The organism is Geobacillus proteiniphilus (assembly GCF_001908025.1).
GTDB lineage: Bacteria > Bacillota > Bacilli > Bacillales > Anoxybacillaceae > Geobacillus > Geobacillus proteiniphilus.
Genome location: NZ_MQMG01000007.1, coordinates 45,217 through 60,435, shown reverse-complemented (window position 1 = coordinate 60,435; position 15,219 = coordinate 45,217). Strand labels below are relative to the sequence as shown.

Annotated in this window: 15 protein-coding genes and 2 pseudogenes; 13 read left to right on the top strand and 4 right to left on the bottom strand. The window is 45.3% G+C overall.

Annotation, left to right across the window (positions count from 1 at the left end; all coding sequences use genetic code 11):
• The first annotated feature begins 69 nt into the window (after positions 1-69).
• Positions 70-705, top strand: a complete 636-nt coding sequence (gene hxlA / locus BRO54_RS04215) for a 3-hexulose-6-phosphate synthase (RefSeq protein WP_015375155.1) — start codon at positions 70-72, stop codon at positions 703-705.
• A gap of 3 nt (positions 706-708) precedes the next feature.
• Positions 709-1,266, top strand: coding sequence for a 6-phospho-3-hexuloisomerase (hxlB, locus tag BRO54_RS04210; protein ID WP_062899103.1), 558 nt, complete (start codon positions 709-711; stop codon positions 1,264-1,266).
• 528 nt (positions 1,267-1,794) lie between these two features.
• Here the strand turns inward: hxlB and BRO54_RS04205 are convergent.
• From BRO54_RS04205 to hxlR, 4 genes are all read right to left on the bottom strand, one after another.
• Positions 1,795-2,838: a bis-aminopropyl spermidine synthase family protein gene (locus BRO54_RS04205; RefSeq protein WP_074043210.1), complete on the bottom strand. Its 1,044-nt coding sequence runs from the start codon at positions 2,836-2,838 to the stop codon at positions 1,795-1,797.
• A 287-nt stretch (positions 2,839-3,125) separates the two neighbouring features.
• Complete coding sequence (locus BRO54_RS04200; RefSeq protein ID WP_066234247.1) at positions 3,126-3,797, bottom strand: GNAT family N-acetyltransferase; 672 nt, start codon at positions 3,795-3,797, stop codon at positions 3,126-3,128.
• Positions 3,798-3,812: 15 nt separating this feature from the next.
• Entirely contained in the window at positions 3,813-4,487 is a 675-nt protein-coding gene (locus tag BRO54_RS04195; protein ID WP_066234250.1) for a GNAT family N-acetyltransferase, read from the bottom strand.
• A gap of 490 nt (positions 4,488-4,977) precedes the next feature.
• Positions 4,978-5,343: a transcriptional activator HxlR gene (hxlR, locus tag BRO54_RS04190; protein WP_062898709.1), complete on the bottom strand. Its 366-nt coding sequence runs from the start codon at positions 5,341-5,343 to the stop codon at positions 4,978-4,980.
• A gap of 458 nt (positions 5,344-5,801) precedes the next feature.
• Between hxlR and zwf the strand changes: the two genes are divergently transcribed.
• From zwf to BRO54_RS04135, 11 genes and pseudogenes are all read left to right on the top strand, one after another.
• The gene (gene zwf, locus BRO54_RS04185) at positions 5,802-7,259 is read left to right on the top strand and encodes a glucose-6-phosphate dehydrogenase (protein WP_062898708.1); all 1,458 of its coding nucleotides are present in this window, start codon (positions 5,802-5,804) and stop codon (positions 7,257-7,259) included.
• A gap of 107 nt (positions 7,260-7,366) precedes the next feature.
• A complete protein-coding gene (gene gnd / locus BRO54_RS04180) occupies positions 7,367-8,269 on the top strand; it encodes a phosphogluconate dehydrogenase (NAD(+)-dependent, decarboxylating) (protein ID WP_062898707.1) in 903 nt (300 codons plus the stop codon).
• A gap of 266 nt (positions 8,270-8,535) precedes the next feature.
• Positions 8,536-9,646: pseudogene (tnpB, locus tag BRO54_RS04175) on the top strand (IS200/IS605 family element RNA-guided endonuclease TnpB).
• A 298-nt stretch (positions 9,647-9,944) separates the two neighbouring features.
• On the top strand, positions 9,945-11,225 hold the full coding sequence (locus tag BRO54_RS04170) for a right-handed parallel beta-helix repeat-containing protein (protein WP_033025658.1): 1,281 nt from the start codon (positions 9,945-9,947) through the stop codon (positions 11,223-11,225).
• A complete protein-coding gene (locus BRO54_RS04165; protein WP_033025657.1) occupies positions 11,222-11,746 on the top strand; it encodes a nitrous oxide reductase accessory protein NosL in 525 nt (174 codons plus the stop codon). The genes BRO54_RS04170 and BRO54_RS04165 overlap by 4 nt, the downstream gene beginning before the upstream one ends.
• 135 nt (positions 11,747-11,881) lie before the next feature.
• The gene (locus BRO54_RS04160) at positions 11,882-12,691 is read left to right on the top strand and encodes an ABC transporter permease (RefSeq protein ID WP_074043209.1); all 810 of its coding nucleotides are present in this window, start codon (positions 11,882-11,884) and stop codon (positions 12,689-12,691) included.
• Positions 12,688-13,389: an ABC transporter ATP-binding protein gene (locus tag BRO54_RS04155; RefSeq protein ID WP_062898704.1), complete on the top strand. Its 702-nt coding sequence runs from the start codon at positions 12,688-12,690 to the stop codon at positions 13,387-13,389. Before BRO54_RS04160 ends, BRO54_RS04155 begins: the two co-directional genes overlap by 4 nt.
• A 64-nt stretch (positions 13,390-13,453) precedes the next feature.
• A pseudogene (locus BRO54_RS04150) lies at positions 13,454-13,984 on the top strand (rhodanese-like domain-containing protein); the annotation flags it as partial.
• Between the two features lie 167 nt (positions 13,985-14,151).
• A complete protein-coding gene (locus tag BRO54_RS04145; protein ID WP_239691200.1) occupies positions 14,152-14,490 on the top strand; it encodes a cytochrome c biogenesis CcdA family protein in 339 nt (112 codons plus the stop codon).
• Positions 14,474-14,770 carry a TlpA disulfide reductase family protein gene (locus BRO54_RS04140; RefSeq protein ID WP_239691199.1) on the top strand — a complete coding sequence of 99 codons (297 nt, stop codon included), beginning with the start codon at positions 14,474-14,476 and terminating at the stop codon, positions 14,768-14,770. Before BRO54_RS04145 ends, BRO54_RS04140 begins: the two co-directional genes overlap by 17 nt.
• Before the next feature lie 24 nt (positions 14,771-14,794).
• Entirely contained in the window at positions 14,795-15,163 is a 369-nt protein-coding gene (locus BRO54_RS04135) for a YidH family protein (protein ID WP_033025648.1), read from the top strand.
• Positions 15,164-15,219 lie beyond the last annotated feature (56 nt).

The following is a 15,219-nucleotide window of genomic DNA, read 5'->3' as shown; positions in this document are numbered from 1 at the left end:
AGATAAACACATAAAAATACTACTGCTTATGCAACCTACAATAAAATTTTTATGAGAGGTGAAGGATTCATGGAATTACAATTAGCATTGGATCTCGTAAACATTCCAGAAGCGAAACAATTAGTAAAAGAAGTCGAGGAGTATGTGGATATTGTAGAAATCGGCACTCCAGTTATCATTAATGAAGGTCTTAGAGCCGTAAAAGAAATCAAACAAGAATTTCCTCACTTAAAAGTATTGGCAGACTTAAAAATCATGGATGCAGCCGCATATGAAGTCATGAAAGCGTCCGAAGCTGGAGCCGACATTATCACGATACTTGGAGTTGCTGAAGATTTGTCCATCAAAGGTGCTGTGGAAGAAGCTAAAAAACAAGGCAAAAAAATATTGGTGGACATGATCGGGGTTAAAAATTTAGAAGAACGGGCGAAAGAAGTAGATGGGTTTGGAGTCGACTATATTTGCGTACACACAGGTTATGATCTTCAAGCAGTCGGCAAAAACTCTCTTGAAGACCTTGCTACAATCAAACGTGTCGTGAAAAACGCAAAAACTGCGATCGCAGGCGGCATTAAATTAAACACATTGCCTGAAGTCATTAAAGCAAAACCTGATCTTATCATCGTAGGCGGCGGTATTACTGGTCAAGAAGATAAACGAGCTGTAGCCGCTGAAATGAAAAAAATGATCCAACAAGGTGAATGAATGATGCAGGCTACGCAATATTTAGGCAAAATCATCAAAGAGTTAAATGGGACAGCCGATTTAATCGCCGCGGAAGAAGCGGAAAAATTGGTAAATGGGATTCTCGAAGCAAAGAAAATTTTTGTAGCTGGCGCAGGCAGATCTGGATTTATGTCCAAATCTTTTGCGATGCGAATGATGCACATGGGGTTAGACGCCTATGTAGTAGGCGAAACCATCACCCCTAACCTAGAACAAGACGACATTTTGATCATTGGATCGGGTTCAGGGGAAACGAGAAGTTTAGTTTCCATGGCTGAAAAAGCGAAAAGTTTAGGGGCTACCGTAGCGTTAGTGACCATTTTCCCTGAATCGACCATTGGACAATTGGCTGATATTACGGTCAAATTGCCTGGCTCGCCTAAAGACCAGTCAGATAATGGATACAAAACGATACAGCCAATGGGATCGCTTTTTGAGCAAACCCTTTTACTATTCTATGATGCCATCATATTAAGATGCATGGAGAAAAAGGGATTGGACTCCAATACCATGTTTAAAAGACATGCCAATCTGGAATAGAGTAAAGGGATTCTTGCGCAGACATCTTTAACCATTCAAAATTTTAAACTATTTAAACGAAATTTTCAACTTGATCACGGGGGAAAGGAGAAAAGACCGCAAAGCTTTCTTTAAGAAACGCTTTGCGGTCTTTTTTTGATCGGGAGATTGGATTCTTGTGATCGATCCATGATAGTCCTCCAACAGTTTGAACATTATCATTCTCTTCGTACACATCAGTCGCTCTCCCACTATCAGCATTCCCTCGATTATCATTACAAATCAAATCGGTTATAGTTGGAACGTGGCGTTTGCCAAGACTTGTTTCAAAATCGGATGACCACTCCTTTAATGGTTGCAAACGGCGTCAAAAACTTTAAAAAGTCTGTTGCCTGCCATAATCCATCGGTAAAATCCTGCTGTGGTAATAAATGTGATTCAGCAAACTTTGAAGAACGCAACTCCGCATGCGGGTGTCAGGAAACGGCGTACAAACGTCCGCCCTCGGCGGCGGGAATACCCGTTACCGAGGGCGAGCAGTCTTTATCGCTATTCTTTGACGCAGAACTCTTCGTCGTAGTAGAAGTCCTGCCCAAACTCCACCCGCCCGAAAAAGAGGGGCCGAGGCTCCTCGACCATCTCTAAGCGATAGACGGTGCTGACGTAGAAGGGGATATCGGGTTCTTTGACCGGCACCGGTGCCATGCGCGCCCAGTCTAGGAACACAATATCCTCTAACTGATAGTCTTGGAAGGCGCTCAGCATGTCAGTGATGGCAAAGCCTATGTCAAGGATGCCCTGCTGGATCTGCCGCCATTTCCGCCAAGAGGCCTCCAAGTAAGAGAGTCCAAAATAGCCCGCGGCACCGGGCCCACGCACCCCCTCTGTGCAGCGGCTTAAAAAAAGCAGGAGGCCCTTGACGGTGTCGACCGGGTCCGTGAAGAACACATCAAACTGGCCACGGAGATGGGACGGCAATTCATCCCGCACGTCGTAGACCTCGGCGTGGACGTGGTCCCAACCTTGGTCCTGAGCCACATCGCGGATAAAGCGGACAATGCGCTCATCCACATCCAGGACACAGATGCGCCGCGGCAGCCCCGAGAGCGCGGCCGCAATGCTTGTAAGGTCATCATCGCCCAGTAGCAAAATGTCTCGTCCCATCAGATCTCCCTGTTGGGCCATCAGGGCCAGCCGCCGCACGGTTGTCTCGGGCGTCACATACCCTTGGTCAAAGTCGGGTGTCGCCTTGGGTCGCATGGCTACAATATCTTGAAAAGCAGCAAGGACGCTGTCAAAAGGCGGTCTCAGAACAATGCCGCGCCCCGCGCAAGCCTCACAGCGCTGTTCGGTCACCCGTTCTAGGCCCATAGTTTCTGCCTGACGACGCCCTTTCTCAGTGATCACAAAGCGGTCGCCGTTGTAGGCCGCCAGCTCGCCCTCCAAGAGCGACTGCAGCGCCTTCAGCACTTGGTGCGTCTGGGCTTTCCCTGCCCGCATCAGTTCCCAGTAGGATTTGGGACCAAAGTAAAGCGCACGAAGCAGAAGCGTGTCGATCCGACGACTTTCCGCAGCAATGCCGACTTTCGACATGGGTATCACTCCTTTCGCCCTAAAAGAGTAAAGACCATTCCACTCCGGCACCCCTTCGTTTTCATCGAAAGGAGCGACATGAAACATAGATAGCAGCGGTTCAAACGTTTTTTTGGAACGCCTGTCTTCCTAGTGTGAGGCCTAACAATCATCCGAAAAATAAAGCATCCTTCACCTTTCAGGTATCGAAATAGCATTTTTGCTGCTTTCGATAGGGAAACGATAAAGGACGCGCTGAAGTTGGAAGAATTTTTTAGAGTTCATAAGCATTGTGTTTTTATTAAGGTTTAAATCGGTAATAGCGGTATGGTATTTTTCGCCTCTAGTTTTTCCATCATTTCATACCAATCCCTTGGTTTGTTCGATAAGACAGAATAATAACGTTTCAAAAACTTCACAACAAGATCCGCTGGAAGTTCATTCACGCTATCGTCCATCGGAAGGAAACAAAGATCAAGCCCGGTTACGGCTTCTCCATCATTGTTCCATGATGGATGGACATAAGGGAAGTCAAGCCGCTTATATCCCAAATGAGATAATACCTCACGACGAACATATGGATCCATCGGCTTAATCCCACCAAATTCATAATGCTCCATCCGGTAAGGATCATAAATCTCGGCGAACATGCCATACAACTGCTTTCCATTTGCAGCGGCCCAATTTTGCAAATCCTCCAGTCGCTTTTTAGCTAAAAATCGACCGATCCCCAGACCTGCTTGGCCGATAATGGTAAAATCTGTCATAGCGACATTTAAATCTTCATAATAGCGGTACTCAGTCGCGCCTACTACCTCTCCTTCGTGAACAGCAACGCACACACGAATTCCCGGATCTTCCAGAGGCTCTTTCCACAAATCAAATGCTAATACTTCTTCCGGAGGAAATACATTTTGCATCAATTGATGCATTTTCTTAAACAAAGGGTCTTCAATGCTCGTAATTCTGCGATACTCCATCTTCATCATTCTCCTTTAAGATTTTGAGCGATAAAAAGGATTTTTCCATTCCATCAGTGCAGCATAATTGCACGATTCTTCATCTTCTAAATAGTTCGCCACCACTTTGACCGGTGTGCGGCCGCAGCGAAGCAGGAAGGTAATAACAGGATCCTTCAATTCGCCTTTTACTACCGCTTCGAGATATTGCTCCGCTGTCATCTCATGCGCTTTTTTATGATAGCCAGGCATCCTCCCTCCGCCTAACAGCCGCTCTAGTCCCAAATGAACAACCACTTCATACATGGATAGCATCAGCCATTTTCCCAGCCCCAATTTGCGGTAGGCAGGGCGCACGCCAATATCAACGACATAAAGCGTATTCCCGTTTGGGTTATGGTTACGGATATATCCATTATCCGTGATCTCTTCCCATGTATGGTCTGGATGGCTGGGATCAAAGTCGACAATAAGCCCTGTCATTGACCCCGCAATTTCACCATTCACCTCAACACATAAGGCTCCCTCTGGAAAGAGCGTAACATGATTTTTCAATTGTTCCGTGTTCCACCATAACTCAGAGGGGAATGGTGGCGGGAAACTTTCCTGTTGGATGAGGATTAAGCCAGGAAAGTCTTTTTCTTCATAATTTCGGATCACTGCTGGAACAGGATGGTCTTGGTCAAAGACATAAAACTCCTTTCGATACATTCTTACCCCTCCTCTCTCGTTATCCATCTAGCAATGTATCGCCCATTCATGTGGCGATACTGATATTATTAGGCACATCATTCCATTTAACAAGTAGATACTTTCGTGTTACATAGTGTGAAAAATTATACCTAAAAAAGAAATTCGGAATATTTTTTCCAGACCATCCTCGCATTCGAACAGCCATGTCAAGTCCTCATTATTGTCAGTGAACTTGGATCACTGGAAAACAAAAGCACTTTTTTGCCGTTTTTCTTTTTACGCCATTTTCGGGACTCAATCAACAGTCATCAACGTATATACAGAAAAACCAACGGACAGCGGATCTTTCATAAAGATGGTTGTCCGTTGGTTTTTCGCGTCTAATATAAAACTTATTGCTTTCCTCATCATCTTCATGTGTGTATTTCTTTGTTTACCAGCAAAAAAAGAAAAGTACATATACATACACGCAGAGTGTTTTCGAAGCTTTCATAACGGAGAAAGCTTTCTACTTAGTGGCTTCATTGATTTTTACTTGCCCCTTTACGACCGTCTCCATATAGTTTTTGCCCCATTCATACATCGCATCAAGAATTGGCATCAAACTTTTCCCATGTTCGGTCAATGAATATTCTACTTTTGGCGGAACAACAGGATAGACTTCACGATGAACAATTCGATCTTGCTCCAGCTCCCGCAGCTGGTTAACAAGCATTCTTTGGGTGATCCCAGGCATGAGGGCTTTTAATTCGCTAAACCGCTTCTTTCCCCCTTTTCCTAGATGCCATAAAATAAGCATTTTCCATTTACCGCCAATAACAGCGAGTGTTAATTCTTTTTCACAATTATACGTCTTGCCACAAACGTGCCCCATCGTTTCACCTCCCATGTTGATTATAACCTATGGTATACTTTTTGTCACTTTATAATCATAAAGCACATACTGACAAATAAATGTTATATATCTTTTATTTTCACTCATTGCAAATGGTATTCATTCCTTCTGGATAATATAATCCATTCATTGCATCTGGATGCCTTTTATATCATTAAGTATTTTTTTTTACACTATATTATATTTTTGTCACTACATGATAATAAAGTGCGTACTTCTCAATAAGTTTTATACACATTATACTAGCATCTGTAAACAATCACGAGTACTGGAGGGAGCAGCATGAATCGTTTTACTATTCCTCGCGATATTTATTTTGGAGAGAATGCTCTCTTCATAAAAATACCAATTCGAGCAATGTAGTAAACGTCGTTATATCTGCTCTATCAACTTTATTCTTTTTGAAAAATGTTTCGAAAAGTCAGGGGGGGATCACATTGGATTCAATGACCTTTATCTTGTTTGGAGCAACAGGTGATTTAGCGAAACGAAAAATTTTCCCTGCATTATATAATTTATTTCTTGATCAAAAAATGCCGCAGTCATTTTCCATTATTGGTGTAAGCAAAAGAGAATTATCCGATGAGGCATTTCAAATATATGTGGAAAATTCGGTAAAAACCTTTTCCAGACGTTTGACAAATGACCGTTCCAAAATGAAGGAGTTTCTTCGCGCGTTTCGCTATATTTCTTTAAATGTAACAAATGCACAAGGGTATAAAAAGTTGCTCGAAATGGTTCAACAACGGGAAAAAGAATTGAATATTCCTGAAAACCGCGTGTTTTATTTATCTGTTGCGCCGGAATTTTTCGATGTGATCGCGTCGAACATCAAGGAAAGCGGATTAGGATCCACAAAAGGTTGGAAACGTCTGATTATCGAAAAACCGTTTGGCCACGATATCAAATCGGCCCAAGATTTAAACGAAAAATTAAGCCAAACTTTCGAAGAAGAAGAAATTTATCGGGTAGATCATTACCTTGGAAAGCCGATGGTGCAAAACCTTGAAGCTTTAAAATTTGCCAACCCTGTGTTTCAAGCAATATGGAATAATCAATTTATAGCCAATGTGCAAATTACAGCTAGCGAGACCGTTGGGGTAGAACAAAGAGCAAGCTACTATGATCAGGCAGGCGCCATTCGCGACATGTTTCAAAACCATATGTTGCAACTGTTGATGATGACAGCCATGCACTTGCCAAAACAAATTAGCGCAAAAGACATCCGTAACGAGAAAAGAAAAATTATGGAATCTCTTCGACCAATACAGAAGGAAGAAGTAGGTTTGCACGTCGTTCGCGGCCAATACGGTCCTGGAGAAATCGATGGCAAACCAGTGGTTGGATATAAAGAAGAACCTGGCATCGATGCTTCTTCGACAACGGAGACATTTGTTGCGGCCCGTCTGTGGATTGATGATGAAAACTGGAGCGGGGTGCCATTCTACATCCGTACAGGTAAAAGAATGAAGGAAAAGTCCACACGTATCGTGATTGAGTTTAAAAATCCATTAAAGGAATGGTACTTGCCAAAAAATGAAGAAACAGCTCCTAATCTTTTGGTGATTCAAATCAATCCGAACGAAGGTGTTTCGCTGCAATTCAATAGTAAAAATGTATTCAACAACGGAAAGATGGAGCCTGTCCATATGGACTTCGCGACGAATCAGAAAGAGGTGCCTGAAGCGTATGAACTCTTAATTTTTGACGCTTTACACGGCGATTCGACTTTCTTTGCCCATTGGAAAGAGGTCGAACTATCTTGGAAATGGCTGCAACCTATTTTAGAGGCATTTGCGGAAAACCTCCTTCCTCTTTACTCCTATCGTTCAGGATCGATGGGGCCAGAGGCTTCTTATCAATTATTGAAAGAAGACGGATTTTATTGGCGGTAAATAAGCTCTTCCGGAGCAAACCCGAAAACATAATTTCTGGATAAACTAACTATGAAATAGGAATAGCTAATCTTCTTTGACCAAGATATTTTTAGGAGGTAGTCAGCATGAGAGTCGGGCTAGTCGGTTTAGGAAAAATGGGATTAAACTTAGGCAAAAATCTCATGGACCATAAGCACGAAGTAGTGGCGTTCGATATAAATGCAAATGCGGTTGAAGAAATAAAAAAATACGGTGCTAAAGGCGTATCCACTTTAAAGGAACTCGTCCTATCATTAGAAAAACCGAGAATTGTCTGGATAATGGTTCCCCACACCGTTGTTGATTCGGTGATTAGTGAAATTGCGCCATTTTTAAGCAAAGGAGACATTGTGATTGATGGTGGCAATTCTCACTACAAAGAATCAATTCGTCGCTACAACGAGCTAAAGGAGATTGGAGTTCACTTTATGGATGCGGGAACTTCTGGCGGAGTCGAAGGTGCTCGAAACGGAGCATGTTACATGGTTGGAGGCGATCCCGAAGCTTGGAACATGGTCGAGCCTCTTTTCCGCGACACTGCTGTAAAAAATGGGTATTTATATACTGGAAAAGCAGGTAGCGGCCACTTCTTAAAAATGGTCCACAATGGGATTGAATATGGAATGATGGCTGCCATTGGCGAAGGATTCGAAATATTAGAAAAAAGCGAATTCGATTACGACTATGAAAAAGTGGCGAGAGTGTGGAACAATGGTTCGGTTATTCGTTCATGGCTCATGGAATTAACAGAACGCGCGTTTTCAAAAGATGCAAAATTAGAGGAAATCAAAGGAATTATGCATTCTTCCGGTGAAGGAAAATGGACGGTCGAGACAGCATTAGATCTGCAAACGGCCACTCCTGTCATCGCCATGGCCTTATTGATGCGGTATCGTTCATTAGAAAGCGATACATTTACAGGAAAAGTGGTAGCCGCTCTACGCAATGAATTTGGCGGACATGCTGTAGAAAAAAATGAGAAGAAATAACATAAAATCCCCTTGCAGTAAGACTTACAATGGACATGCGCTGCAAAATAGAATGAGAAAGGAGAAGTGTATATGGCTATCTCTTTTGATTACTCCCATGCCTTGCCATTTATCATCCTGAATCGAGAAGACCCCCACTTCCACGCGTGAGCGGAAGTGGGGGATGAATCGGTATTCGCCATCGATTTCCCTCTTGCCTCCAACGAATCAAAGGTGTAAAATAGACAGAAACAGAACAAATGTTCCGTTCTAAAAGAGGGAAGGTCATGCACAAAGCCTACCGCTTCCTGCTGTATCCCACCCGCACACAAGCGGAACGGATCCATCAAACCATCGGGTGTTGCCGGTTTGTGTACAACCACTTTTTGTCCGAATGGAATCAGGCGTATGAAACCACCGGAAGAGGACTCGGCTACAACGAGTGCTCCAAGCGGCTGACCGCCTTAAAGCAGACCCTTCCGTGGCTGAAGACTCCCGATTCGACCGCCTTGCAAAACGCGCTGCAACAGTTGGACGAGGCGTTTGACCGATTCTTCGATGGAATCGCGAACGCTCCCCGCTTCAAAAGCAAAAAACATCCGAACCAATCGTACACCGCCCAGTGCAACTATTCAAAGAAAGGGCGCCCATCGATCGAAGTGGACGGCCATCGATTGAAACTTCCCAAGCTCGGATGGGTGAAGTTTGCCAAAAGCCGTGAGGTTCAAGGCCGCATTCTCTCGGCCACCATTCGTCGAAACCGAACAGGGAAGTATTTCGTCTCCATCTTGGTGGAAACGGAGATTCCTCCATTGTCCACCACCGACAAGCAAGTGGGGGTGGATGTGGGGTTGAAGCATATGGTGGTTCTTTCCACGGGTGAGAAGATCGAACACCCCCGGTATTGGCGCCGATATGAAGAAAAGCTCGCCTACTGGCAGCGGGTGATGTCCCGCCGGAAGCCGGGCGGTTCGAACTGGCATAAAGCCCGCTTGAAAGCGGCCAAGCTTCATGAGAAAATCGCCAACTGCCGGAACGATTTCCTGCACAAACTGTCCACCCGCCTCATCCGCGAAAACCAAGTGGTGTGCGTGGAGGACTTGCGCGTGCGGAACATGCAAAAGAACCGCAAGCTGGCCAAACGCATTTCCGATTCCGCGTGGGGGCGTTTTCTCAAGATGCTTGAGTATAAAGCGAAATGGTACGGGCGGACGTTGGTCCGTGTCGCGAGCACCTCCATCGAGCCAATTGTGCTCGTGCTGCGGGCATCGGCAGATTGAGGTGAAATCGCTCGACATCCGCGAGTGGGTGTGCCCAAACTGCGGAGCCGAACATGACCGGGACCATAACGCCGCCCGGAATATCCTGAATGAAGGGCTTCGTTTGCTGTCGTTGTAAGGCAGTCGAACCGTGGGACGCACGGGGATGGCTTGGTTAACAGCCTGCCGTAGGGCGGGTGTTCCCAAGAATCTCCCACCTCTAAGCGTGAGCGTAGGTGGGAGAGCGTTCAATGTTGTGAAGAGAACGCCCATTGGCGGAAAAATATACGAAAACGGTGTCGCATTTGTTTTTTGAACGCAAAGCAATCAACGCAACGATTCAAAAATAATAAACGTGAATGTTGAACAATTGACAAACGGTTTTCACAAAGTTCACATCATTGTTTGGTATTGTATCACAAGAAGGTGGTGAGCCGATGAGGAGATATGCAGATCATTGGCTGCTTGTCCTATTGCTGCTCCTTGTCTTTCCGTTGCCGGCGCGTGCGGAAGAAACCGTTCAAGCCCGCATCGACGAAGCGCCGGAGTATGGGGTGGTGAGGCTAGCGAGCGGCGTCTATGATGAAGCGATCGTATTATCGAAACCACTTACGTTGGAAGGGATTGGGGAGGTGACGATTCGTTCGTGCCGCAAGTCTCCTGTCATTGCGATATACGGCCGGCATGTTGTGCTCAAAAATATTCGTGTGGTGCAATGTGGTGATGCGCCCGATATGCCGGCGATTTACGTAACCGGACATGATCATACGATCGACGGTGTGCGCGTGTTGACGAATCAGCAAGGCGTCAAGCTTGATCACGCGCATCATACAACCATTGTCCACTGCGCTGTTCAAGGCGAGAAAAACGGCAATGGCATTGATCTATGGGAATCGACGCAAAACGTGATTCATTATACGGCGATTGAGCGGGTAAAAGACGGAATTTACATGGAAAACAGCCATAACAACGTACTAAGCGGCAATCACATTGACAATGCCCGCTATGGCATTCATGTCATGTTTTCGAATCGCATCGTGTTGCGAAAAAACATTTCCGAAAAAAATATCGCTGGAGCGATGGTGATGGGGACAGAGCAAACAACGATTGAACAAAATTCGTTCGTGCAAAACAAAAGAAATGTCCACTCTCAAGGCCTTTTGTTATACGATGCGGCGAAAACGATTGTACGAAAGAACCGAATCGCGGCCAATCGAGTCGGAATTTATGTGGAACAAGCGCGCCATAACGAATTGACTGAGAACGATGTTTCCCACAATTTTATCGGCATGCAGTGGAATGAATCGTCGAACAATCGTGTTTCGGACAATTCATTCATTGGCAATGTCTATGACGCACAAGCCATTCGCAGTCCTGACAATACCATTGTTCGTAACTATTGGGACGCAGCGACTAAATTAGATGTCACGGGCAAGGGAGTCAGCGCCATCCCGTATCGAGCTGATCCGTTTTTCCTAGCGCTTACCGTCGACGTGCCGGAATACCAATTGTTTTTTCAGTCACCAGGTATGATTGTCTTGCAAAAGTTGTTGCGCAGTCCTGACGAACAAGTGCTGACGGATGACGCTCCGCTCATGGAGCAACCGACGGCAAGGAAGGATCGGCCTTCCCGGTCGGCAAGCCTGTTGTATGTGATGAGTGCTGTGATGATCGCTGGAAGCATTAGTGGATTTATAATAGGGAGGAAACGACCATGAAAGCAAAAGGAATATGGTTGGCCATTTTTATCTTCATTATTGGCGTCATAACTGGTTGCAACCAAAAGGCTGAGCCGGTAGCCATTGATGAAAAAAACGATAAATGTGATTTTTGCCATATGGCGGTAGGAAATAATCAATTTGCGACCGAACTCGTATTGAAAAATGGCAAAGTGTTGAAGTTTGATGACATCGGTTGTATGTATCAATGGATGAAGGAACATAAAAACGAAACGGTCGAAGCCATGTTTGTTCGCGATTATGAAACGAACGATTGGCTGGAGGCGGATCAAGCAACATATGTATATGATCAAACAATTCGCACTCCTATGGCATACAATGTGATCTCTTTTAAAGATGAAGATAAAGCAAAGAAATTTGTCGAACAACATGGTGGAGCGGTTTTGACGTATAATGAACTGGGTCGCCATACATGGGAACGAAATAAAGAGATGATGATGGAAATGAAAAAAGAACATATGAAAATGGACAAACAGAAGGATAACCATATGGGCAACTGAGCGCCAGTTGCCTTTTTGTTTATCTGTCCGTTGCCTGCACGGGCTGTTCTGTAGAGAGATCTAATGTTTCGAAACTCTTAGGTGTTTCTCGAGTGGCTGTTGAAACTGAAACATCGATGGAGAGGACAGAGAAGGATGTGGAATATCGGACGGATGGAATGGCGGCTGCTGATGCGCCAATATTCCTCTTATTCGTTTGTTTTGTTATGGGTTGTCATATTGTCGCTATTATTTTTCATCGCCAAAAACGATGCAGATTTTGCTGGATATACGAATGTCACAGGAACGATCGCGAACATTATCTTATATCTTTTGCCTCTGTTTATGCTCATTGCCGGTTCGTTCGCGATTGCGGGTGAGATGGAAAATGGACAATGGCGCCTGTTATGTACGTATCCGCTGTCACAGGCCATGTATGTGGCCGGGAAATGGCTTGGGCAATGGTTAGGGCAGGCGACATTGTTTACGTTTAGTTTTGGCGTGAGCGTAGCGATCAGTTCCTTTGCTGGAATCGCATTGCCGGTGAAATGGGTGATTGCGCTCTATAGTTTTTCATTATTCCTCATCGCTTTGTTTCTCATGTTGGGTCTATCCGTCGGCGCGTTTACGTCGACTCGATGGCAAGCGTTGACGGTATCGGTCGGAGTATGGTTTTTGTTCATTATGATTTGGCCGACGTTGTTAATTGCTGTGCTTAACATCGTTCCATATCCGCTCATTGCCCCTTTGTTGCAAGCGGCGACGCTTTTCAATCCGGCCGAGGTGTTGCGTGTGGCGTTTGTGGTCGAATTGGGGGGGAGCGCCATTTTCGGACAAGCTTATGATCATTTGATCCATTTATGGAAAAAAAAGTTCAGGCTGATATTGACCGTATATGCCATTGGCTATCTATGTTTGTTATGGTCCATGGCAACGTGGAAGTTAACAAGGAGGAAACAACGATGACCGGACTCGATGTGCGGGAAGTGTCAAAAATGTATAAGAAGAAAACCGCGTTGTCTTCGCTGTCCTTTCAGGCGAATCGAGGGGAGTGTATCGTTTTATGCGGAGGAAACGGCGCGGGGAAAAGCACGCTTCTTTCAATTTTAGCGGGCATTTTGCCGCCGACAGATGGAACGGTCACCCTTCACGGTGTTTCCTTGCGGATGAATCGAAAGCAATACATTTCGCACATCGGATACATGCCGGATGAGTTCCATGCGCCGCCCATGATGACCGTTTGGGAATTTCTTTCGTTTTATGCATCATTGCGAAAAGTCACGCGAGAACAGGTGGAAGAAACGCTTCGTGACATAGGATTGGAAGCGCAAAAAAAGGAATGGATCAAGCATTTATCAAAAGGAATGCGGCAGCGGTTGTTGTTCGGTCAGGCGTTATTAGGAAATCCGGCGTTATTGCTTCTTGATGAGCCGACAAACGGTCTCGATCCGTTTTGGATTGATCGGTTTATCGATATATTGAAACAGAGAAAAAACGAGGGGACGATCATTATTTTTTCGACACATATGATGGATGTGGCCGCAGATATCGGGGATATCATTGTATTTATGAAAAATGGGGCTATCGTTCATCGAATCGAGACCGCAGCCTGTGGATCGAAAGAACAAACGGTGTTGCAGCTGTTGGCTTTGCACCGACAATGAATGATCGAATCGATTGGATCGGCGCGGCGATTTGTTTAGCAGGTGTTTCAGTGATGTTATGGGCGCCGAGCCAATGACGTTCAAATTGATTTTCGATCGCAAGACCGGGCGCATTTACGGCGCGCAGGCGGTCGGAAAAGAGGGAGTCGACAAACGGATCGATGTCATTGCCACCGCGATCAAAGGGGGATTGACCGTTCGGGATTTACCGGATTTGGAATTAGCTTATGCGCCGCCGTTCTCTTCGGCGAAAGACCCGGTCAATATGGCTGGGTATGTCGCCTCCAATATCATGGACGGGCTTGTCGAGACGGTGCAGTGGCATGAAATCGAACGGATTGTGGAGGCAGGGGGCGTGTTGATCGATGTCCGCACGGCGGAGGAAACGGCGCGCGGCATGATCCGCGGTTCGATTCACATTCCATTGGACGAATTGCGTGACCGTTTGCATGAGCTCCCGAAAGGAAAGACCATCTATGTGACATGCCAAGCTGGGCTGCGAGGATACATTGCCGTAAGGATTTTGCAGGGGCATGGGTTTCAGGCGAAAAACGTAGATGGCGGATACCGGCTGTACGCCGCTGTCAAGCGATAACGAATGGGGTGCCTTGCCGATAGCGGCAAGGCGTTTTTTTCGTTCTAATGAACTGTTTTTTGTTAGGTAGATTGACAATAGTGAAAAGGCTAGTTAACATACCCGTAGGGGTAGTTTTGTGAATAAAACTTTTTTTCCTCATTCGAAGGCATAGGAATGATGAAAGGATGTCGATCTATATGTCAGTGATATTCGCTTTCGTTGCAGGGGCGCTTTCTTTCTTTTCCCCTTGCATTTTTCCGATTGTTCCTGCTTATGTTGCCCATTTAACAGGCACTCCAATAGCGGAAAACAGAATCCAAGTTGGAAAACGGGAGATCCTCATGCGCTCCCTTGCGTTTATCGGCGGATTCAGTGTCATTTTCGTGCTGATGGGAGCGACGGCAAGTGCGATTGGACAGATGTTGGTTCAATATCGTGGGTTCATTGAGAGTGATGGTGAACATATGGGCGACTTGGTGTCCGCCTTGTCGTGCGGAAATGCCGGATATGCAAAAGTTTTATGAGCAGTATAAAGATGAGGGAGTGGAGATTGTCGCGGTCAATTTAACTCAATCGGAAAGGCAGCCGGAACATGTTGCGCGCTTCATTCAGGAGTATGGAATTACGTTTACTGTCGTTCTTGATGAAAAAGGAGAGGTATCCCGGCAATACCAAGCTCAAGCGATTCCGACGAGCTACTTGATCGATTCGAAAGGAATCATACAGAAAAGGAATCATACAGAAAAAATGATCGGACCGATGAGTTATGACTGGATCGTCGATCATATGCAATCGATCCAGTAAGTTTGGCAAAAGGGGAAATGGTGAATGAGAGAAGAAAGACCAAAGCCGACAGAGGATTCAAAATATATTCAGCAACACTTAGCCAATGAACGGACGTTTCTCGCTTGGATTCGCACTTCGATCGCTGTGATCGGAATTGCTTTCTTGATGATCAACTTGCATGAAAAATCAACGGCGAGCGCCCTGTCGACATTTCTTGTCCAGCTCATCGGGGCATTGGCGGTGGTGATTTCCGTCTGCACGATTGTGTTTTCCACCATTAGTTATGTCATGAAGACAAAACAAATTAATGAACAAACGTTCCGGCCGTCACGCCCGTTAATTTGGTTTTTGGCGTCCTTGTTGTTGCTGATCACTGGATTGTTTGGCTATTATTTCTTCACTTTGCTTTGACAGCGGCACTTTCTCGCCATTTTTTCTTTTTTGTTGACAAAAGGAAAGCGATTCGA

Excerpts from the sequence above, each read along its gene's own strand:
- BRO54_RS04135 (WP_033025648.1), top strand. The coding sequence starts at position 14,795 with ATGAGAGAAGAAAGACCAAAGCCGACAGAGGATTCAAAATATATTCAG.
- BRO54_RS04205 (WP_074043210.1), bottom strand. The coding sequence starts at position 2,838 with ATGTCGAAAGTCGGCATTGCTGCGGAAAGTCGTCGGATCGACACGCTT.
- BRO54_RS04140 (WP_239691199.1), top strand. The coding sequence starts at position 14,474 with ATGCAAAAGTTTTATGAGCAGTATAAAGATGAGGGAGTGGAGATTGTC.
- BRO54_RS04155 (WP_062898704.1), top strand. The coding sequence starts at position 12,688 with ATGACCGGACTCGATGTGCGGGAAGTGTCAAAAATGTATAAGAAGAAA.
- BRO54_RS04170 (WP_033025658.1), top strand. The coding sequence starts at position 9,945 with ATGAGGAGATATGCAGATCATTGGCTGCTTGTCCTATTGCTGCTCCTT.
- BRO54_RS04160 (WP_074043209.1), top strand. The coding sequence starts at position 11,882 with ATGTGGAATATCGGACGGATGGAATGGCGGCTGCTGATGCGCCAATAT.
- BRO54_RS04165 (WP_033025657.1), top strand. The coding sequence starts at position 11,222 with ATGAAAGCAAAAGGAATATGGTTGGCCATTTTTATCTTCATTATTGGC.
- BRO54_RS04200 (WP_066234247.1), bottom strand. The coding sequence starts at position 3,797 with ATGGAGTATCGCAGAATTACGAGCATTGAAGACCCTTTGTTTAAGAAA.
- BRO54_RS04195 (WP_066234250.1), bottom strand. The coding sequence starts at position 4,487 with ATGTATCGAAAGGAGTTTTATGTCTTTGACCAAGACCATCCTGTTCCA.
- hxlB (WP_062899103.1), top strand. The coding sequence starts at position 709 with ATGCAGGCTACGCAATATTTAGGCAAAATCATCAAAGAGTTAAATGGG.
- BRO54_RS04145 (WP_239691200.1), top strand. The coding sequence starts at position 14,152 with ATGTCGATCTATATGTCAGTGATATTCGCTTTCGTTGCAGGGGCGCTT.
- hxlR (WP_062898709.1), bottom strand. The coding sequence starts at position 5,343 with ATGGGGCACGTTTGTGGCAAGACGTATAATTGTGAAAAAGAATTAACA.
- gnd (WP_062898707.1), top strand. The coding sequence starts at position 7,367 with ATGAGAGTCGGGCTAGTCGGTTTAGGAAAAATGGGATTAAACTTAGGC.
- hxlA (WP_015375155.1), top strand. The coding sequence starts at position 70 with ATGGAATTACAATTAGCATTGGATCTCGTAAACATTCCAGAAGCGAAA.